This is a genomic window from Embleya sp. NPDC001921, assembly GCF_053594475.1.
In genome coordinates, this window is record NZ_JBSFEO010000067.1 from 1 (window position 1) to 17,659 (window position 17,659).

Sequence of the window (17,659 nt, forward strand, 5' to 3'; positions counted from 1 at the left end):
GCCGTCGCGCGGTTCGGGCGGGACGCCCGGTGACAATGGCCGGATGCGCGCACCGATCGAAGCCATGGACCGCAACCTCGCCGAGCACGCGTGCCACCTGCACCGGGTCACTCCCGGGATGCGGGTGGACGAGGACGACCGGGTGGTCGTCGCGGACAGCGGCCTGGCGCACGACTCGTACAACATCGTCGCGGGCGCGCGGCTGACCGCCGAGACGGTCGACGCGGTCGTCGAGCGCACGACGCGCCGGATCGCGGCGACCGGGCGGCCGTTCTCATGGTGGGTCACCCAGGGGTCGCGGCCGGCGGACCTGGCCGAGCGGCTGGTGGCGCACGGCCTGCCGATCAACGAGACCGAGGTGGCGATGTGGGCGCGGTGGACCCGCGGTACGCCCGCCGAGGCCGCGTCGCCGGCCGGGTTGCGGATCGAACCGGTGCGCACGCGCGCGGGGTTGCTCGACTTCGCCGAGGTGTTGTCGACGCTGTGGACGCCGTCCGCGCGTGATGTCGTGCGGTTCGTCGAACTGACCGCCGAGGCCGCGCTCGCATCGGCCGCGCGCTACCTGGTCGGGTACCTGGACGACCGGCCGGTGGCCACCGCCGAGGTGTTCGCGCACGCCGGTGTCGCGGGCGTGTACAACATCGCGACGTTGGCCACGCACCGCATGCGCGGGTACGGCGCGGCCCTGACCCGGGCCGCGCTGGACACCGCCGTCGACGAGGGGCATCCGGTCGCGGTGCTCCAGGCGTCGGCGGCCGGCGAACCGGTGTACCGGAAGCTGGGCTTCGAGGCACTCGGGCCGGTCACCGAGCACGCGTTCGCGAGGTGAGCGCGCGGGCCGAGCGCGGGCCGGACGCGGGCCGGGCCAACGCGCCGTCGGAAGAAACGCGCGGCCCGACGACGCGCGGCCCGGGTCGGTCCTACTCGAGCAGTTCCGGGTGCAGGGCCTCGACCATCCGGCGCATTCCGTCCTGCCAGTGCACGGTGGTGCGGCCGGTGATCGCGTGCATCCGGGTCAGGTCCAGCGTGACCGAGTCGATGGTCGCGTCGGTGGCGTTGAACTCGGGCGTGACACCGGTGAGTTCGGCCAGGTAGCCGCACCATTCCTCGATGCTCACCGGGTCGCTGCCGCCCCAGTTGACGGTGGTGACCTCGGGGGTGGCCGCCGCGAACAGCGCGGGCAGCGTGCCGGCGATGTCGTCCACGTGGATCGGGTGGTAGACGCTCGGCGCGTTGGTGTGCACGTCGATGGGCGCGCCGCCGAGCATCATCTCCAGGTGGATGCCGGGCCAGCCACCGTTGTCGCCGTAGGGCACCGACAGGCGGGCGATCGTGGTCGGCAGCGCGAACCGGCGCGCACCCCAGCGGGCGGCGCCCTCGGCGGCGATCTTGCAGATGCTGTACGTCTCCAGGAACGACCACACGCCGTGGTTGTCTCCCAGAGGAGCGCTTTCCCTCAGTTCCTTGTGGCCGGCGGGCTGGTAGACGGCGGTGGAGGAACAGTGCAGGAAGGCGCGGGCCGCCTGGTGGTGCTCCATCAGGGACAGTACGCCGCCCGCGTTCGCGTCCAGGTCCACGTTCCAGTCGCCGTTCTTGGCCACGGCGAAGTTGACCACGTAGTCGGCGTCGGCGGGCAGCGCCGCGACGTCGCCGGAGGCCAGGTCGATCTTCACGCACGTGACGCCGGCGGCCTCCAGACGCTCGCGGGCCTCGTCGTCGTGGAAGCGGGCGGCGCCGTACACGTCGTTGTCCCGGGCGAGGATCTTGGCGACCGGTTCGGCGACTTGGCCGGTGACACCGGTGACGACGATCTTCGCGCCGGTGAGGGTCGATGCCATGGGGACAACCTCCGTGCGGGTCGCTGCGCTGTGCGTGGGCCGGAACCCGCCGCGAGTTCGGCGGTCCCGGTGGGCCGGTTGGTTCGGCCCGCGGTCGTGGGGCCCGGTGCGCGGATCGTCCGAGGACGCCGGGCGGTTGGGCGTGCCGGCACGTTAGTGCAGGATGCGATCAGGGGGAAGGGAGGGAACGAGGGGCTTCCCTTATCTGCGGACGAATGCGGAACGGGTGTTCTCGGTTGGGCGTCTTCGGACGCGGGGGATCGACGTTCGGGGGCAGCCATGAGTGTGACGGGGCACTGCCGACTGTGTGGGACTCCGGTGGCGGACGAGCGCCACGGATACTGCGAGGGGCCGCTGTGCGGGGCCGACCTGGCCGGGCAGCGGGTGGGCGATCCGGCGCTCGCGGTGCAGGTCGGATTCGAACGGGCGCGGATCGCGGCCACCCCCGGGGAGGTGGTGGAGGCCAGGTTGGTGGTGCGCAATCGCGGGGGCGGGGCCGAGCGGTTCCGGGTCCGGGTCTTCGACAAGGAGCGGGTCGCGGTGGTGGAGCCGGAGCCGGGCGCGCCGATCGGCCCGGGCGCGGAGGTGGTGTGGACCGTGCGCTATCGGGTCCCGCGCGAGGGCGGTCCGATGGGCGCGGGCGCGTTCGCCGGCACGGCCGGGCCGTACCACGCGGCGGTGCGGGCCGAGGCGGTACGCGACGGACGGGTGGGCGCGGCGGCGGTGCTCGACGTACGCGTTCGCGACGATACCGACCGAGCCGGGCCGGAGTCGGGCGGTGACCGGGCGCTCAACGCGCCCAGTCGGGCGCATGGCGCGCGACCAGGCTCCGCCAGGCGGGGACGCCGCCCTTGAGCGGCCAGGCCCGTGTCGGGCCGTAGCCCTCGCGCAGCCGGTGCAGGTCGCGGGCGAGCTGCAGGCCCGCGTCCCGTACCGCGTTCGCACCGGCGTCGGGAGCCGCGGTGATCGATGCCATCCGCTGCTCGTAACCGCCCACAGGGCCCGCCACGTAGGCGTCGTACGCCATCGGGCGGGACAACACCAGCAGCGGCGGCACCCGGTGCTCCGCGATCGACGCGGCGAGCCGGTCGTGTCCGTCCAGCACCACATGGGTCTGGAGCACGCTGATCCACCACACCAGCACCGGTGGCAGCGAGCCGTCCCGCACCTGCTTGCGGTACGCCTTGACCCGACCGTGCTCGGCCGACGAGAGGGCGCGCAGCGGCAGGATCTCCCAGTAGTCCGAGGTGTGCGCGTTGAAGTCGATCCGCCCACCGGGTCGGGTGGGCAACATCGGCGCGGCGAACGCCGGAAAGCGCAGCCGGGTGCGATCCATGTCCCGCGACAACACCCACGCGCCGCCGTACAGGGGACCGCCCGCGGTCAGTGCGTCCGCCATGTGGTGCGCCCAACGCGCGTACCAGGTGCGGTCGTTCGCGGTGCCCAGGGCGCGCGCGTCGGCGGCGCGCAGCGGTGCGAGCGGGGACCGGAGCGGGGCCGGGCAGTGGTAGTCCACGCCGTACCACCGCGGGTCGACCTCGCCGAGCAGGAGCGGTGGCGCGTCGGCGTCCGCGGCCGACTCGTCGACCAGGACGAGATTGCGGTTCCCCGCCACCGACAGGCGCAGCGACGGTCGCGCGGACTCGGGTACATCCAGGCGCAACGCGTCCCATTCGCCACCCGGGCGGGTGAGATTCGTGCGATCCATGCGGTGATCCTAGGGTGGCCGGCAAACTGTCCGGAATGAAGGCATCGCTGTGGTTCACCTGGACCCTTTCGGGTTCCGGTTGGGCCGACTGCACCATCGCCGACATCGCCGGGGAGGCGCAGTTGGTCGTCTCCTACATCACCGACGCGCCCGAGGAACTGATCGGCGCGGTGACCCGGCTCGCGCTCGGCGAACCGGGCGACCACAAGGTGATGTTCGAGGCCGAACCCAACGGCTTTCTGTGGCACCTGAGCCCGGACGGCGACGCGGTGGACATCAGGATCGTCGAATACGCCGACGCGTCGAAGCGCAACCGGCCCGGCGAGGTGTTGTGGGAGGCACGCCATCCGATCGAGCTGCTCGCGCGGAGCGTGCTGCGTGGCTTCGACCGGGTGGACTTCGACCTCGGCGAGGATCGCTGGTACGCGGACTGGCGGCGGCCGTTCCCCCGTCGCGAGTTGGAAGCCCTGCGCACGGCCTGGCACAAGCTCCGGTTGTGAGCGTGCCCCGCGTGCCCCGCGTGCAGGGGGCGTCGAATTTCCGCGAGCAGGGGTGGTCGGGTGGGGGCGTGGTGCGACGCTTGGGCGCATGACCGCGCCTCGTGATCCATCCGCTCCGGACGTGACCATCCATACCGGCGGTGCGCTGTGGCCCACGCCGGGGCAGTTGCGGGCCGAACTCCCGGAGGGCGCACGGGAGGAGTTCGAGGTCGAGTACGGGCGGGCGCTGGACCACGCGCGTGACGCGGGCGATCTGGCCCCGCTCGCACACGCGTTGGTCCCGTGGCAGCGGCGGCTCGTGCATCACCGCAACGGCGACTACGAGGCCGTCCTGGAGCGGGCCCGGCGGATCCGTGAGGGCGATCTGTCCGGGGTCGTGCGGCCCCGGGCGGCCCGGCTGTTCCGGGCGCAGCGGTGAACTATGGCGTCGAGTACCACGTCGAGGCCGAGGCGATTCGGCGCACCCTGCCGACCGCCGCCCGCCGGGCCTGGGTCGAGTTGGAGCGGCGGCTGCGCCACGATCCGTGGAACGCGGGCGCGCGGATGAGCGGTGGCCTCAAGGACACCCTGGAGGCGGCCTTCGCGGCGCACGGCTTCGCGACGTACATCGTGCAGGAGAACCGGGTGATGGTCAGTGTGATCAACCTGGTGTGGATCGGGTGACGGGCGGGGCGGGCGGCTCGGCCTCCCGGGGGTCTCCAGGTTTTTCCCGGTCTTCCCGGTCTTCCCGGTCTTCCCGGCCTTCCCGGGTCTCGTGGCTCTCCGGGCTTTCCCGGCTGCCTTGGCTGTCCCGGCTTTCCTCGCTCGGCTCGGCGGTTCGCTCGGCTCAGTCGGTTCCGAGGGTGAAGTGGTGGGTGGGGAAGGTCAGCGGGATGTCGGTCGGGCCGGTCGGGCAGGCCGCGCGCAGGGTGCCGGTCGGGGTCAGGTCGAGGGTGCCGGTGCGGAAGGACTCCGGTACCTGGAAGGCGAGTTCGACCGAGGCGGCGTAGAGATCGGACTGTGGGGAGGCGTTCAGGACCGGGACGCGGCGGCCGTCGGGCAGCCGCAGCACCACCTCGTCGGCGAGCTTGTGGCCGTAGGCGAAGGTGCAGCCGGCGGGGTCTGCGCCGGAACCGGAACCGGATTCGGGAACGGAGCCGGGGGCGGGGTGGGCCGCCGGGCGCAGGGCCGCGTGCAGGCCGATCAGCACGAACATCGTGCCCTTCGGGGCGGTGCCGACCTTGGGCAGCCGGTCGGTGATTCGCGGCGGTTCGGGCGAGGTGGAGACGCCCACCGCGACCTCGAACGTGATCGACCGGCCCTGCCACGGGATCGTGGCGGACACGACGCCGTCGGTGTAGCCGGTGACGGCTCGGTCCGGGGCCGCGGCCGCGGTGTCGCCGCACGCCGCGCAGCCGGCGGCGACGAGCAGGACGAGGGCCGACAGGTGCACCGTGCCGCGTCGTGTGGGCGCATTCGGTCGTCCCCTGGCCACGCGGTCCCTCCTCGATCCCGGTCGCCGTCCATGCAACCAGGGGTTCGGCCGAGGGGACACCTTCGCGGGTGGATCGGCGGGAAGTCCCTCACCTGGCAAGGCCCGGCACACGAGCGGAGGACCCGCGCGGGGCCGCGCCGGTGGGCGGGGCGTCGGGGCGACGGTCTCCGGGTGTCATATCGTCTGGAATCCGTCGCTCACAGCGCCGGGGGAACGGGAACGGGAGAAAGCGAACGATGACGGAGCACGAAGTTCTTGCCGAACGGTTCGAGGAGAACCGCAGCCATCTGCGGGCGGTGGCGTATCGCATGCTCGGCTCGCTCAGCGAGGCGGAGGACGCTGTCCAGGAGGCCTGGCTGCGCCTGGACCGCTCCGACATCAGCGATGTGCACAACCTCGGCGGCTGGCTGACCACGGTGGTCGGGCGGGTCTGCCTGGACATGCTGCGCTCGCGCAAGTCCCGGCGCGAGGACATGTGGGACACGCACGTGCCGGACCCGATCGTCTCGCACGCGGAGGGGACCGATCCCGAGGAACTCGCGGTCCTCGCCGACTCGGTCGGGCTGGCGATGCTGGTCGTGCTGGACACGCTGCCGCCCGCCGAGCGGCTCGCCTTCGTGCTGCACGACATGTTCGCGATGCCGTTCGACGACATCGCGCCGATCGTGGACAAGTCGACCGCGGCGACCCGGCAGCTCGCCAGCCGCGCCCGGCGTCGGGTGCAGGGTGCGGCGCCCGAGCCGGACCTGCCGCGTCAGCGCCGCGTCGTGGACGCCTTCCTGGCCGCCTCCCGGGCCGGCGACTTCCAGGCCCTGCTGGACCTGCTCGACCCCGACGTCCTGCTCCGTGCCGACGCCGGCAGCGGCCCGATCGGCGTCTCCCAACTGGTCCGCGGCGCCCGCGCGGTGGTCGAGCAGGCGCTCAGCTTCGCGCGCTTCGCGCAGTACGCCCGCCCCGTGCTCGTCAACGGCGCTCCGGGCCTGCTGAACGCGCCGGGCGGCAAGGCGTTCGGGGTGATGGACTTCACCATCGTCGGTGACAGGATCGTCGAGATCAACATCCTCGCCGACCCCACCCGCCTGGCCCGTCCGGACATCAAGGACGTGGTCGGCCCGGGCGACCCGGCCGAGCTGCGCGCCCTGGGACTGCCCACGGAGTAGGCGCGAGGCCGCCGGGAGGGGGCGCGTGCGCGGGCGGGCGGCGACGGAGCGTCGCCGATCCGCTCGCGGCGGCCCGGCCCGGCTCGGCTCGGCCCGACCCGGCGCGGTTCGGTTCGGTTCGGTTCGGGCTACCCCGGCGTGCCCGGGGTGATCAGGCCGCTCTCGTACGCGAAGACCACCGCCTGGGCGCGGTCGCGCAGGTCGAGCTTGTCCAGGATCCGGCTCACGTGCGTCTTGACCGTCTGTTCGGCGAGCACGAGGTGGGCGGCGATCTCGCCGTTGGAACGGCCCTGCGCGATCAGCCCGAGCACCTCGGTCTCGCGCGGGGTGAGGGTGCCCAGGCGGGTCGAACTCGCGCGCGTGATCGGCCGGTTGCGGGCGAAGTCGGCGATCAGCCGACGGGTGATCGAGGGCGCGAGGAGCGCGTCCCCGGCCGCGACGATCCGCACCGCGGCGATCAGCTCGGCGGGGGAGGCGTCCTTGAGCAGGAAGCCGCTCGCACCCGCGCGCAGCGCCTCGTACACGTAGTCGTCGATGTCGAACGTGGTCAGCATCAACACCCTCGGCATCGCCTCGAACGCGCCGGGTGTGCCGAGCAGTTCGCGGGTCGCGGCAAGGCCGTCCAGGGTCGGCATCCGCACGTCCATCAGGACCACGTCCGGCCGGGTCTCCCGGGCCAGCCGGACCGCCTCGCGCCCGTCGGCGGCCTCGCCGACCACCTCCAGGTCCGGCTGGGCGGCGAGCAGCGCGGCGAAGCCGGCACGGATCATCGCCTGGTCGTCGGCGATCACTACGGTGGTCATGCCGCTCCGGGGGTGCTCGGGGCCGACGTGGCGTCGGCCGGCGGTAGGGGAAGCATCGCAGCGACCCGGAAGCCGCCGTCCGGCAACGCCCCGGTGTGCAACTCGCCGGCCAGCATCGCGACCCGCTCGCGCATGCCGATCAGGCCCTGGCCGGTGCCGGTCGGGCCGGGGCCCTCGGCCGGCCCACGCGGCTCCACCGGCCGGCCGGCCGCTCCGGGCGCGGAGTTGACCACGGTGAGCCGCAGCGCCGAGGCGTCCGCGGCCACGGTCACCCGGACCGAGGCGCCCGGCGCGTGCCGGACCACGTTGCTGAGCGACTCCTGGATCAACCGGTACGCGGACAGTTGTACGCCCACCGGGATGCGGTCCGGCGCGGGCACGGAGTCCTCGATCGACAGGTGCGCCTCCAGGCCGGCCCGGTGCGCGGTCTCGATCAGTACGGGCAGTTCGGCCAGGCCCGGTTGCGGGCTGTGCTCGGCGCCTGCGTCCGCGTCCTGGCGCAGTACGTGCAGCAGGCGGCGCATCTCGGTGAGCGAGCGGCGTGCCTCGGCGGCGATCGTGTCGAACTCGGTGACGGCGGCGGGCGGCAGGTCGGCGATGCGATACGGCGCGCTGTCCGCCTGCACGGTGATCACCGACATGTGGTGGGCCACCACGTCGTGCAACTCGCGGGCGATCCTGGTGCGTTCCTCCAGGAGGGTACGCCGGGCGTGTTCGGCCTGGCTGATCTCCTCGACCCGGACCAGTCGGCGCTGCACCGCACTTCGGCTGCCGATCGCCTCGGCGGTGAGCGGGGCGAGGGCGGACAGGATGGATATCGGCAGCAGTTCGTCGACGTCGATCGGACTGCGGGCAAGCATCAGCGCGGTGCCGGCCGCGAGCAGGATCAGCCACAGCACGACCAGTACCCGACGCGGCGCTCGCAGCGCGATCACGCTCAGGACGACGACCAGTGAAAACACCGAGGTCACCGCCCACGGCCACGGCTCGGAGTCGGACACCGGATGGGTCGGCACCGCCGTCGCGATGGCCGCGGCCAGCGCCAACCACCAGGCCGCCAGCGGGCGATACAGGCACAGCAGCACCGGGACCGCGCGGGCGATGGCGGCGACGGTCGCGCCCGCGGCCGACACGTCGTAGTGCTGGTACAGGTCGAGCCAACCGGCCACGCCGATCACCAGCGCGGCAAGCGACAACACCCGCCTCGCGCGGCGGGTGTGCGGCAGCGGGGCCACCGAGTCCGGTGCCAACGCCTCGCGCAGCGCGGCCAGGACGGTCGGTTGTCGAACGATCTTCACGGTTGGTGATGCTATGCCCGGATGGACCGATCGGTCGGGCGGGGCGAGGGCGGTGTCCATCACGGTCTCCGGGGCGGGGCGGGGCGGGGCGGGGGCGGGAGCAGGGGTGGGCGAGCGGGTGCCCGGTGGCGATCAGGCCGGCGGGCCGAACGTTCGGCGGGCCGCGTTCGCCTGCACGTCGGTCAGCGCCTTGATCAGGCACAGGCACACAGCGAAGAAGGCGAGGCCGCCGATCGCATGAACGGCCCAGACACCGGCCAGGGTCGGCCCGCCCCACGCGTCGTGGTAGTCGGTGTCGCCGTACCAGATCGGGTAGGTCAGGTTGCGCAGCGTGTTGCCGTACGCGTATCCGGCCAGGACCAGCGTCGGGATGCCCAGCGCGACGTCGAGCACGCCGTCCCGGAGCACGCGGAGCGCGCCGGGGTAGGGCGGCCCGGTCCTCTCGTCCGACTCCGTGTCCAGGAACCGCCGGGCCGCCGCGAGCCGGAGGCGGGCCGCGCGGGCGGGCCGGCCGCCGAGCACCAGGCCGATGCTCAGCAGGCCGAGCGGCAGCGCGATCAGCGCGTACATCGAGCGCCGACCGGCCTCGCGCACCGAGCCGGGCGCGAAGCGACGGATCGTGCGGCGCGTGGTGCGGCGCGTCGTGCGCCGGCTCGGGGTGCGGACGAGCGGTGCGGCGGCGGGGCGAGCGGTCGTGGGTGTCATGGCGGAGTCCTCGGGGACGTGCCCGCGAGCTTTGCGGGCGGGGGCGATACCGGCACGGGTGCGGCCGGTTTCGGCGTGTTCCCCAAGGTAGGAGTCGGGCTTGGCGGGGGCATCACACCGCGGCGCCAACTCCGGAGTGATACCCCGGTAGGGGGTCGGGACTTCCGCGGCGGGGCCGAGCGGGCCGACGCGACGGCGGTTCGGCGTCGGCGCCGGCGTGCTGGAACCCGCGGCGGTACCGCGGTCCGCGGTCGAAGGTCCGGGAAACGGCGCGGCCGCCGGGTCGACGAGCCGGCGGCCCGGCTTGGCCGCGCCGGGAGAAACAGGTGGCCCGCCGAGATCGAGGCAGCCGCGGCGACCGGGACTACGGCCCCGCACATTTCACCGCCCTTGCGGGCTCCATGGAGTATCCGCGGCCTGCGTACCGGAAGGCCGTCGAAACCGTAGCGCGGCGGGCCGATTCGGGGCGAGGCGATTTGTGCGGCGGGCCGGTCCACCCGGCTGCTCGGCAGGTGTCGCTGAGCCGGCCGACCGCTGCGCCGGCCGCTGCGCGCGCGGCGTCGGGCCGACCGCCGGGCCCTGGGGTCGGTCCCGGCGACGTGCGAACCGATGCTCAGGAAGAGGGCATCTGGGTCTCGGCGTCCTTCTTGGCGTAGTGCTCGCGCTCGCGCCGGTCCGCGCGCAGGATGCCGCGGATCACGAAGGTGAAGCCGACCGCCACGGCGACGAAAGGGGTGAGTTCGGCGAGGGCGCCGAGGGCGTTCAACACGATGACTCCCAAAGGTGGTGCAGCCGGCGGACCACGCCACCGGCGACACCGATCGCGCGAACCGGACCCGGCTCGCTCCGCCGTTCGTCCTCCGAACGGCGCCACAACACTACCGTCCGCCCCCGCGTCAACCGCCGGCGACCACGGGTTCACGTCGGGCGGCGCGGGCGTGGATCGGGACGACGCCGAGCGCGCCCCGTGCGCTCAGCGCGGGCCGCCCGCGGCCTCGGTGAAGCGGCGCAGGTCCTCGACGTGCGCACCCCAGCCGTCGCGGTGCGCGGCGGCGAGGTTCGGACCGTCCTGGAGGTGACTCCAGCCGGTCTCGCGGACCCGGATCCGGGTGCCCGGACGGGCCCGGGCCAGCTCGATGGTCACCGTCGTGGACACCGCCCAGTCGTCGTCGGCCCAGGTGAAGCGCAGCAGGCGGAGCGGCTCGAGTGCGCGGACCCGGCCGGTGGTCAACCGGGCCTCGCCGTCCGCTCCGCTCCAGCGCTCGCTGAGCCGACCGTCGACCCGCGCGTCCAGGTCGAGACAGCGCCACCACATCGCGCGCGTGTCCGCGTCCACGAGGGCATGCCAGACCGCCTCGGCGGACGCGGCGATCACGACACTGACCTCGACGAGCGGTTCACGGACCATGAACCAACGGTAGATCTCGCCAACGCCCGCGTCAGTCTGCCAACGGTCCGCGAAAGGTTTGCTGAGGGTCAAGACTGCGCCGTGCGCGCGCCCTGTGCGCCGCCTCGGCCGAAGCCCGCCGCCCGAGCGGGCGGACGCCGGGCGCGCAGGTGGGCATATGACCGAAAGCTCGGTTATGCCGGGAATACGATTCGGCCTGAAACGCTCGCCGCCCACCACCGCTTCGCCCATCCGTGAATCGTTCGATTGGCGATCACCTCGGATGGGGAACGCACAGCCACAGGTGCGTATCGCGCATCGCCGGCCACCGGGAGGAATCCGCCCATGCCCCACCCGCCGATCGCAGCTCTGCGAAGCGCGTTCACCGCGTCCGCCAAACCGGGCAGCGAGGACTGGCCCACGCTCGCCGACTTCACCGCGTTCGCCGCCGCCGGCCGCGCCTGCGGCCGAGCGCCGCTGATCGGCCTGCCCGGCTGGACCTGCGACGACGCCGCGCGGGTCCTGGCGCTGGCCGAACTGGCCGCGCGTACGCCCGAGTGCGACCTGTCCGCGCACCTGCGCACCCTGTACTGGCGCGGCGACGCGCACGAACGTCGAGCCGTGTTGCGGGCATTGCCCTATCTCGCGGTGTCCGAGCGTGACCCGGCCCTGGCCGGCGCGCTCGTCGAGGACGCGCTGCGCACCGGCGACCCGCAACTGATCGCCGCCGCCCGCTTCGCGGAGGTCGTCGCCGGCACGGAACCGGCGGAGCCGGCGCGATCGGACGGGTCGGACGGGTCGGACGGGTCGGATGGTTCGGACCGGGCGGACACTTCGGACGGTGCGGACCCGGCGGTCGTGCAGCCGCGCCGGGCGGAACGATCCGAGCAGGCGGAGCAGTCCGTACAACCGGTGCAGCCCGGCTAGGGGATTCCGGGCCGCGGCCGACGTGCTGCGGGCCCGCCGGTGCGGAGCGAACCGCACCGGCGGGTCCGCGGCACGTCGGCGGCCCAACCCGGACCGAGCGGGTCTCAGGTCGCGAGTTGGTCCAGGGCCGTCGACCACGACGCGCACAGGGATTCGGCCAGCTCGCCCGGCAGGGCCGTGTCGACCGTGGCGCTCACGTACAACGTGTCCTCGAACGTGCCCAGGAACACCCCGAACGGCACGCTCCGGGGCATGCCGCCCAAGGGGATCGCGCCGACCATCGGGGATCCGCGGAACGCGTACGGCCGGCGCAGCCACCCCTGGACCGGCCCCGCCGCCACGTCCACCTGCCACGGCGACAGCGCCGCCCGCAATCCCCGGCGCACGACCGGCGGCGCGGGAGCCTCCGTGATCAGCGCCAGGCGCCGCGCGGGGTCCGCCTGGTCGCAGGGCAGCCGGACCCGGGTCGGCCGGGCGTGGCTGCCCGGTTCCGCGCGGGCCCAGCCGCCGGCGGCGGACGGTACGAGGGCCCAGACCGGCTTCGGCCCGCGTCGCCACGGGACGCCCGGGCAGTCCCGCAGCGCGCCGGTGAGGGCGGCGAGGAACAACGCGTCCGGCTCGGCGCCCGTGTCGTGTACCGCCGCGCGCAGCCGCTTGGCGTCCAGGCCCAGCCAGGCCATCCGACGGGTACCGGCCGGCCCGCGCGTCGCGAACGGCCGCGTGCTCGGCGGAACCAGGCAGCGCAGCCGGTCGCCCGCGCCGAACTCGCCCACCTCGGCCGCAGGCGCCGGAGCGGCGTCGATCGGCTCGACCCCGAACAGGCGCCGACCCACCTCGACCACCGACGCGCCGTCCAGCAGCCACTGATGCGCCTTGAAGACCACCGCCCACTCGTCCGCCGCGTACCCGTGCACGAGCCGGGCCTCCCACAGCGGCCGATCCCGAGGCAGGCGATCCGCGAGCGCTTCGTCGACGGCGGCGCCCAGGCGGTTCGCGCCGACCGGGTGCACGCGCACGTGCCGGGCCAGGTCCAGCGTGCCGCGCCGCCGGTACGCGCCGTCCACGCGATAGGCCAGCACCGGCACCCGCCACAGCCGGGCCGCGATCGCCTCACGCAGATCCTCGACGCGCGGCGCGAGGCCGCGAAAACGCAGGACGCCGCCGACCTGAAGCGCGTCGGCCCGGTCGGCGCGGCCATGATCGCGATACACCTTCTCCGCCGCGTCGGCGCGCCGACCGCCGCGGCCGGGCCGGACGCAGTCCACGAGGTAGTCGCGATCCACGCCGATCCTCGAACACGGCTCGCCGAGCAGCGCGCGCACGCCCGAGTCGTCGTAGCCACGACGGTGCGTCAGATACGGCGTGAACGCCGTGTGCGCCTCGGCGAGCCGCTCCACGCCCGTCGGCCGCTCCGGCGGTTCGGCGACGAACCGCAGCCGGACCGGCAGGAATTCGGCGAGCACCTCGCGGACCACCTCGATCGGGACGTCGTGCGGATGCCGCACGTGGTAGACGTCCACGCCGCCGGAACCGGCGAGATCGGCGAGCCGGGTCATCACCCGCGCGGCCTCGTGCACGGGGACGAAATTGAGCCGGCCGTCCGGCGCCGCGGCCAGTCGCAATACCGGCCGCACCCGGCGCGGCAACCGCGCCGCCCAGCCCAGCGCCGCGCAACCACCGGTCGCCTCGGCCCGTTCGACCATGTACCGCAGGGCGTTTGTGGGCAGACCGGGCTGGTCGGAGACCAACGTGGTCGGCCGCAGGATCATCGCCGAGCGCCCGCACCGCGCGGCCCAGTCCCGCACGAGCACCTCGGCCTCGTACTTGGACCGCTCGTAGTCGTTCTCGAAACCGCCGGAATCGTCCGGCAGTTCCTCCTTCATCGTGCCCTCGCGCCGGCCGCCGGCCACGTACGCGGTGCTGATGTGCAGCACGCGCGGGCGGCGCCGGCCGACCTCGGCCAACTCCAGCAGGTGTCGGGTGCCTTCGACATTGGTCCGGCGCAACTCGGCCGGCGGAGCGTCGATCCTGGAATCGCCGGCGCAGTGCCAGATCACGTCGACCGAGTCGGCCAGCGAGGCGAAGTCCGCCCGGGACAGGCCCAGCCGGGGCAGCGTCAGGTCGGTTTCGACGATCCGCAGCCGCTCGGGGAGTCGCCGCACCAACTCGTCCGGAGCGGCGGAGACTTCCAGAAAGGCCCGAATCCGGTCGATCGCGCCGCGCGAACCCGCGTGGGACAGGACGGTGATCGTACGGTGCCGGTCGAGCAGTTCGCGGAGCAGATGGAGACCGAGGAATCCGGTGGCTCCGGTGATGGCGACGCGCATGGCTCAGCAAACTCCTTGCAGGTATTTCCGATTGGCCTGACGAGGCGTCGCATCGACGGTGTCGACGCACGGCGAGTCCGGCCCGATGGCGCGCCGCGCCGGGGCATGCGTGGTCAATGTCTTCCCTGGGACGAGTGGGTTTCGTCAGGACGCTAGTCGCCGGAGGGCCGGCACCCGGGCGGTATTGGGCCAACCGGTGTCGGCGTCACCCGATCGGGTTCGCGATCGTGGTCGTGGGTTGGTGCGGGGCCGACCGTGGTGTCCGCCGTGGTGTCGGCCGGGACCCAATGATTGTGCCGTGGTCGGGCGGCCGATACCCCCGAAAGAAGCTTTATTGCTTGTTTTCGCGCGGGGGCACCGGTCGGGGGCACTACGGTCTGGAGCGGGACGAGCGCCCGGGCCGGGCCCGAGGCGCGCCGGGACCACAGGGGGCATACGCGGATGGACACTTCCCAGGCCGGGGCCACGGTGGCCGCGGTGGGAGCGATGGACTACGGCAGCCACTGCTGCTTCGTGTCGGCCGACGAGGCGGTGGTCCGGCTCGCGGTGCACAGCTACGTGCGGGACGGGTTGTCCGCCGACGACCGGGTGATGTGCCTGCTCGGCCGGCGCGATCGATCCTGGCTGATGAGTACGCTGTCCCAAGGACCCACGCGGCCGGCCGAACGCGAGGCCGACGGCTCGCTGGTGGTCGTCGATGTCGGCCGAACACCGCTGTGGGACGGCGAGTTCACGCCCGAGGGGATGGCGCAGACGTTCTTCGCGGCGGTGGACCAGGCGCTCGAGGACGGCTACCGGGGCCTGCGCGTGTGCGGTGACATGACGTGGGGCCGAGCCGGTGGCGTCGGATACGACGAACTGCACGAGTTCGAGCGGCTCGCAGGCCTGGGCCTGCCCGGCCGCCGGGCGATGGGCATCTGCCTGTACGACCCGCGCGAGTTCAGCTCGGTGCAGATCGACGCCCAGGAACGATTACACCCGATCGTCGCGGGCACCGGGCGCGCCCGTCCGCCCAGCCTGCAGGTCACCGACACGACCAAGGGGCTGCGGCTGATCGGCGAGGCCGACGTCGCGACCCTGGGTTTGTTGGAGGAGGCGCTGCGGCGGGCCGCCGCGCAGCCGGGGCGCGACCTGGTGGTCGACCTGTCCGCGCTGGAGTTCGCCGACCTGAGCACGATGGAGACGTTGTACCGGGCCGCCGCCGCGCTGGGCCCGCACCGGCGATTGGTCCTGCGCGCCGCCGGGCCGGCCGTACGCAAGGTGGTCGACCTGCTCGGCTGGAGCGGCGCCGGTGGCCTGATCGTGGACGGGGACCGTCCGTCCGGCGAGCGTAGTGGGGGAACGCAGTGACCGGCCCGAACCGCGACCGCGCCCGTTCCCGTTCCGGGGGCCCGGTGGAGGTGCTGCCGTTCGGCGCGTCGGACCTGTGCCTGGTGCGTGCCGTGGTGCGCCGGCACGCCGACGCGGTGGGCCTGGCCGACGACCGCCCCGACTGCCTGGTGCTCGCGGTGCACGAGATCGCCGCGTGCGCGGTCACGAACGGCTCGAAGCCGGCCCTGTTGCGATGCGTACCCCGGGCGGGCCGGGTGGTCTGCGAGATCCACGCGAGCCGTGACGAGCAGAACGGCTGCCGACGGCGGAGCTTTCCGCGGCTGACCGACAAGCACGAGACCCCGGGGCGGGGATTGTGGATCGCCCGCGCGTTGTGCGACGAGGTCGAGGTGACCGAGTGCGCCGAGGGTGTGGTCGTGCGGATCACGATGCACCTGGGCACGTCGGCGGGCGCGGCGCCCCCTGAGGCGAGTGGTCGAGCGGAGGCGAGCGGTCGAGCCGAGGCCGGCGGTCGACCTGCGGCCGGCGGTCGGCCGGAGGCGGAGGAGACCGCGGCGGCGTCGGGGCCGCTCTCGATCGAACCCGACGGTCGCCGCAATTCGATGGGCCCGCCGCCTGCCGTGTGACACCGTCGGTCGCGATGACGGACGAGCAGGCGATGACGGTTGAGCAGGCGATGACGGCCGCCGAACAGGCCATGGTGGGCGAGCGCGCGGTGGCGGACGCGCGGGTCGTGGCGCACGGGTGCGTGACGCCGCTCGGGTCGGCGGTGGGGTCGGGCGCGGCGGCGGTGGCAGGGCCGGAGCGGACGGCGATCTTCGAGGCGGTATGCGCGGACCGGGACGGACCGGTGACGCGCGTGCTGCTGGGACTCGCGGACGCGGGAGCGGTCGAGACGCGCCTGCGTGCCATCGAACTGCTTTGCTCTCTCTGCGAGTTCGGACGACCCTGGCCGGTCGTCGCCGAGCGTGCCGCGGCGTATGTGGTGGACCCGGAGCCGGCTGTCCGGGTGGCGGCGGCATCGCTGTTCGTGGCGACGGGTGAGGTCGAGGAGGTTTCGGCGTGGCTGCCGGGGTCGGCCGACCCGGCGGTGCGGATGGCGGGCGCGAACGCCCTGCTCGGGAGCGGTGACACGTTCGCGGCACTGCTCACCAGGCTTTCGGAGGATGGCGACCCGACGGTCCGGGTGCCGGCGGCGCTCGGGTTGTCGGGCGCGGAGGGTGTTTCGGGGGCCCGGTCCAGGGCGCTGAACGACGCGATCCTGGCGGACCTGCCGGCGGCGGTGGACCGGATCGGCCTCGACGCCCGGTCGTGGGGCGCGACCTGGGCGTGGCGCCTGGCCCGCAACGATCACGAGGACGAATGCCACCGCGTGGCAGGGAAGTTGCTCGCCGCCCAGCAGGAGGGCGTGCGGTGGGTCGGCGTGGACATGGCGGCGGCGGCCGTCCGGCTGTGGCGGACCGGGCCGGTCGAGATCCTGCCCGCCCTGGCCGAGCTCGCGGCCGGCGCGGGCCCGGCTTTGCGCGAGGAGACGCTGCGGGTGTTGCGGCTGTCGAGCGACCTGTGGCGGGCGGCGGCCGCACGGTGGGCGGCGGGCACGCGCGAGGTGGACCGGCTGCTGTCGCGCGAACTGGGCGAGCCGCGGCGAGTCGAGCCGGCCGTACCGGAGTTGCACGCGGTCTTCGCCGCCCGGCGGCCGAGCGGCGGGCGCGCCGACCTCGACGCGTGGTTGGCGGAACAGCCGATCGAGGTGGTCGACTCGCGGCGCAGGGTCGGTCGGGCACTGATCGGGTTGATGGCGTGCGGCGGATTGACGGAGCGTCAAGGGCGGCAGGCGATGAGCCTGTTCGAGCGTGAGTCGGTGCTCAAGTACGAGCTTGCGGGCGTGGTGTGGCGAGCGCGTGGTGTCGTGGACGCCGGGATCGCCGATCGGCTCGTGGGGGAATTGGCCGCGGTGGCCGGGGATCAGTACGTGGGTGCGCACGCGCTTCCGGTGCTGGCCGACATGGGCCGGTGCGCGACCGGCGCGCTGCCGAGACTGACCGCGTTGATCGACGCCCGGCGCCGACTTCCGGTGAACGCGCCGGACGCCGAGGCCGAGATCCGCTTCGACGAAACCAGGCGAGCCCAACTGATCGTTGTCCGTGATCGGATCGCCGCCGACATCCCGTAGGGTCCTTCCGGGGCTCGTGCGGACATC

19 protein-coding genes are annotated in these 17,659 nt (G+C 73.6%); 10 read left to right on the forward strand and 9 right to left on the reverse strand.

Annotated features, from left to right (window positions below; genetic code table 11):
- The first annotated feature begins 64 nt into the window (after positions 1 to 64).
- Positions 65 to 829, forward strand: coding sequence for a GNAT family N-acetyltransferase (locus tag ACWCPW_RS46270; RefSeq protein ID WP_449767690.1), 765 nt, complete (start codon positions 65 to 67; stop codon positions 827 to 829).
- 91 nt (positions 830 to 920) lie between these two features.
- Here ACWCPW_RS46270 and ACWCPW_RS46275 read toward each other — a convergent pair whose 3' ends face one another.
- Positions 921 to 1,838, reverse strand: coding sequence for an NAD-dependent epimerase/dehydratase family protein (locus tag ACWCPW_RS46275; protein WP_449767649.1), 918 nt, complete (start codon positions 1,836 to 1,838; stop codon positions 921 to 923).
- A gap of 279 nt (positions 1,839 to 2,117) precedes the next feature.
- On the opposite strand from ACWCPW_RS46275, the gene ACWCPW_RS46280 reads away from it, so the two are divergent.
- Positions 2,118 to 2,693: a hypothetical protein gene (locus ACWCPW_RS46280; protein WP_449767650.1), complete on the forward strand. Its 576-nt coding sequence runs from the start codon at positions 2,118 to 2,120 to the stop codon at positions 2,691 to 2,693.
- Here the strand turns inward: ACWCPW_RS46280 and ACWCPW_RS46285 are convergent.
- Positions 2,629 to 3,546 carry a hypothetical protein gene (locus tag ACWCPW_RS46285; protein ID WP_449767651.1) on the reverse strand — a complete coding sequence of 306 codons (918 nt, stop codon included), beginning with the start codon at positions 3,544 to 3,546 and terminating at the stop codon, positions 2,629 to 2,631. The two genes, ACWCPW_RS46280 and ACWCPW_RS46285, sit on opposite strands and share 65 nt — an antisense overlap.
- 35 nt (positions 3,547 to 3,581) lie before the next feature.
- Here ACWCPW_RS46285 and ACWCPW_RS46290 point away from each other — a divergent pair, with 35 nt between their 5' ends.
- The 3 genes from ACWCPW_RS46290 to ACWCPW_RS46300 all read left to right on the forward strand — a co-directional run bounded on the left by ACWCPW_RS46290 (position 3,582) and on the right by ACWCPW_RS46300 (position 4,709).
- Positions 3,582 to 4,046, forward strand: coding sequence for a hypothetical protein (locus ACWCPW_RS46290; protein WP_449767652.1), 465 nt, complete (start codon positions 3,582 to 3,584; stop codon positions 4,044 to 4,046).
- 88 nt (positions 4,047 to 4,134) lie between these two features.
- On the forward strand, positions 4,135 to 4,464 hold the full coding sequence (locus ACWCPW_RS46295) for a DUF6247 family protein (protein WP_449767653.1): 330 nt from the start codon (positions 4,135 to 4,137) through the stop codon (positions 4,462 to 4,464).
- Positions 4,461 to 4,709, forward strand: a complete 249-nt coding sequence (locus tag ACWCPW_RS46300) for a hypothetical protein (RefSeq protein ID WP_449767654.1) — start codon at positions 4,461 to 4,463, stop codon at positions 4,707 to 4,709. Before ACWCPW_RS46295 ends, ACWCPW_RS46300 begins: the two co-directional genes overlap by 4 nt.
- A 163-nt stretch (positions 4,710 to 4,872) precedes the next feature.
- On the opposite strand, the gene ACWCPW_RS46305 is transcribed toward ACWCPW_RS46300, so the two are convergent.
- The gene (locus tag ACWCPW_RS46305) at positions 4,873 to 5,520 is read right to left on the reverse strand and encodes a hypothetical protein (protein WP_449767655.1); all 648 of its coding nucleotides are present in this window, start codon (positions 5,518 to 5,520) and stop codon (positions 4,873 to 4,875) included.
- A gap of 236 nt (positions 5,521 to 5,756) precedes the next feature.
- Between ACWCPW_RS46305 and ACWCPW_RS46310 the strand changes: the two genes are divergently transcribed.
- Positions 5,757 to 6,680: a sigma-70 family RNA polymerase sigma factor gene (locus ACWCPW_RS46310; RefSeq protein WP_449767656.1), complete on the forward strand. Its 924-nt coding sequence runs from the start codon at positions 5,757 to 5,759 to the stop codon at positions 6,678 to 6,680.
- Between the two features lie 128 nt (positions 6,681 to 6,808).
- Here the strand turns inward: ACWCPW_RS46310 and ACWCPW_RS46315 are convergent, their stop codons facing one another.
- The 5 genes from ACWCPW_RS46315 to ACWCPW_RS46335 form a co-directional block, all read right to left on the reverse strand.
- Positions 6,809 to 7,483, reverse strand: a complete 675-nt coding sequence (locus ACWCPW_RS46315) for a response regulator (RefSeq protein WP_449767657.1) — start codon at positions 7,481 to 7,483, stop codon at positions 6,809 to 6,811.
- Positions 7,480 to 8,781, reverse strand: a complete 1,302-nt coding sequence (locus ACWCPW_RS46320) for a sensor histidine kinase (RefSeq protein ID WP_449767658.1) — start codon at positions 8,779 to 8,781, stop codon at positions 7,480 to 7,482. The genes ACWCPW_RS46315 and ACWCPW_RS46320 overlap by 4 nt, the downstream gene beginning before the upstream one ends.
- Positions 8,782 to 8,913: 132 nt before the next feature.
- Positions 8,914 to 9,486 (reverse strand): hypothetical protein, encoded by a 573-nt coding sequence (locus ACWCPW_RS46325; protein ID WP_449767659.1) that lies wholly within the window; start codon positions 9,484 to 9,486, stop codon positions 8,914 to 8,916.
- 613 nt (positions 9,487 to 10,099) lie between these two features.
- Positions 10,100 to 10,255 carry a hypothetical protein gene (locus tag ACWCPW_RS46330; RefSeq protein ID WP_449767660.1) on the reverse strand — a complete coding sequence of 52 codons (156 nt, stop codon included), beginning with the start codon at positions 10,253 to 10,255 and terminating at the stop codon, positions 10,100 to 10,102.
- 204 nt (positions 10,256 to 10,459) lie between these two features.
- The gene (locus ACWCPW_RS46335) at positions 10,460 to 10,894 is read right to left on the reverse strand and encodes an SRPBCC family protein (protein WP_449767661.1); all 435 of its coding nucleotides are present in this window, start codon (positions 10,892 to 10,894) and stop codon (positions 10,460 to 10,462) included.
- A gap of 324 nt (positions 10,895 to 11,218) precedes the next feature.
- Between ACWCPW_RS46335 and ACWCPW_RS46340 the strand changes: the two genes are divergently transcribed.
- Positions 11,219 to 11,800: an EboA domain-containing protein gene (locus ACWCPW_RS46340; protein ID WP_449767662.1), complete on the forward strand. Its 582-nt coding sequence runs from the start codon at positions 11,219 to 11,221 to the stop codon at positions 11,798 to 11,800.
- A gap of 104 nt (positions 11,801 to 11,904) precedes the next feature.
- Here the strand turns inward: ACWCPW_RS46340 and ACWCPW_RS46345 are convergent, their stop codons facing one another.
- Entirely contained in the window at positions 11,905 to 14,127 is a 2,223-nt protein-coding gene (locus tag ACWCPW_RS46345; protein ID WP_449767663.1) for an SDR family oxidoreductase, read from the reverse strand.
- A 441-nt stretch (positions 14,128 to 14,568) separates the two neighbouring features.
- Between ACWCPW_RS46345 and ACWCPW_RS46350 the strand changes: the two genes are divergently transcribed.
- The 3 genes from ACWCPW_RS46350 to ACWCPW_RS46360 are packed head-to-tail and all read left to right on the forward strand — an operon-like array spanning position 14,569 to position 17,632.
- Positions 14,569 to 15,477 carry an MEDS domain-containing protein gene (locus ACWCPW_RS46350; protein WP_449767664.1) on the forward strand — a complete coding sequence of 303 codons (909 nt, stop codon included), beginning with the start codon at positions 14,569 to 14,571 and terminating at the stop codon, positions 15,475 to 15,477.
- Positions 15,474 to 16,085 carry an ATP-binding protein gene (locus ACWCPW_RS46355; RefSeq protein ID WP_449767665.1) on the forward strand — a complete coding sequence of 204 codons (612 nt, stop codon included), beginning with the start codon at positions 15,474 to 15,476 and terminating at the stop codon, positions 16,083 to 16,085. The genes ACWCPW_RS46350 and ACWCPW_RS46355 overlap by 4 nt, the downstream gene beginning before the upstream one ends.
- Before the next feature lie 14 nt (positions 16,086 to 16,099).
- Positions 16,100 to 17,632 carry a hypothetical protein gene (locus tag ACWCPW_RS46360; protein WP_449767666.1) on the forward strand — a complete coding sequence of 511 codons (1,533 nt, stop codon included), beginning with the start codon at positions 16,100 to 16,102 and terminating at the stop codon, positions 17,630 to 17,632.
- The last annotated feature ends 27 nt before the right edge of the window (positions 17,633 to 17,659 follow it).

Excerpts from the sequence above, each read along its gene's own strand:
- ACWCPW_RS46270 (WP_449767690.1), top strand. The coding sequence starts at position 65 with ATGGACCGCAACCTCGCCGAGCACGCGTGCCACCTGCACCGGGTCACT.
- ACWCPW_RS46275 (WP_449767649.1), bottom strand. The coding sequence starts at position 1,838 with ATGGCATCGACCCTCACCGGCGCGAAGATCGTCGTCACCGGTGTCACC.
- ACWCPW_RS46280 (WP_449767650.1), top strand. The coding sequence starts at position 2,118 with ATGAGTGTGACGGGGCACTGCCGACTGTGTGGGACTCCGGTGGCGGAC.
- ACWCPW_RS46285 (WP_449767651.1), bottom strand. The coding sequence starts at position 3,546 with ATGGATCGCACGAATCTCACCCGCCCGGGTGGCGAATGGGACGCGTTG.
- ACWCPW_RS46290 (WP_449767652.1), top strand. The coding sequence starts at position 3,582 with ATGAAGGCATCGCTGTGGTTCACCTGGACCCTTTCGGGTTCCGGTTGG.
- ACWCPW_RS46295 (WP_449767653.1), top strand. The coding sequence starts at position 4,135 with ATGACCGCGCCTCGTGATCCATCCGCTCCGGACGTGACCATCCATACC.
- ACWCPW_RS46310 (WP_449767656.1), top strand. The coding sequence starts at position 5,757 with ATGACGGAGCACGAAGTTCTTGCCGAACGGTTCGAGGAGAACCGCAGC.
- ACWCPW_RS46315 (WP_449767657.1), bottom strand. The coding sequence starts at position 7,483 with ATGACCACCGTAGTGATCGCCGACGACCAGGCGATGATCCGTGCCGGC.
- ACWCPW_RS46325 (WP_449767659.1), bottom strand. The coding sequence starts at position 9,486 with ATGACACCCACGACCGCTCGCCCCGCCGCCGCACCGCTCGTCCGCACC.
- ACWCPW_RS46335 (WP_449767661.1), bottom strand. The coding sequence starts at position 10,894 with ATGGTCCGTGAACCGCTCGTCGAGGTCAGTGTCGTGATCGCCGCGTCC.
- ACWCPW_RS46340 (WP_449767662.1), top strand. The coding sequence starts at position 11,219 with ATGCCCCACCCGCCGATCGCAGCTCTGCGAAGCGCGTTCACCGCGTCC.
- ACWCPW_RS46345 (WP_449767663.1), bottom strand. The coding sequence starts at position 14,127 with ATGCGCGTCGCCATCACCGGAGCCACCGGATTCCTCGGTCTCCATCTG.
- ACWCPW_RS46350 (WP_449767664.1), top strand. The coding sequence starts at position 14,569 with ATGGACACTTCCCAGGCCGGGGCCACGGTGGCCGCGGTGGGAGCGATG.
- ACWCPW_RS46360 (WP_449767666.1), top strand. The coding sequence starts at position 16,100 with ATGACGGACGAGCAGGCGATGACGGTTGAGCAGGCGATGACGGCCGCC.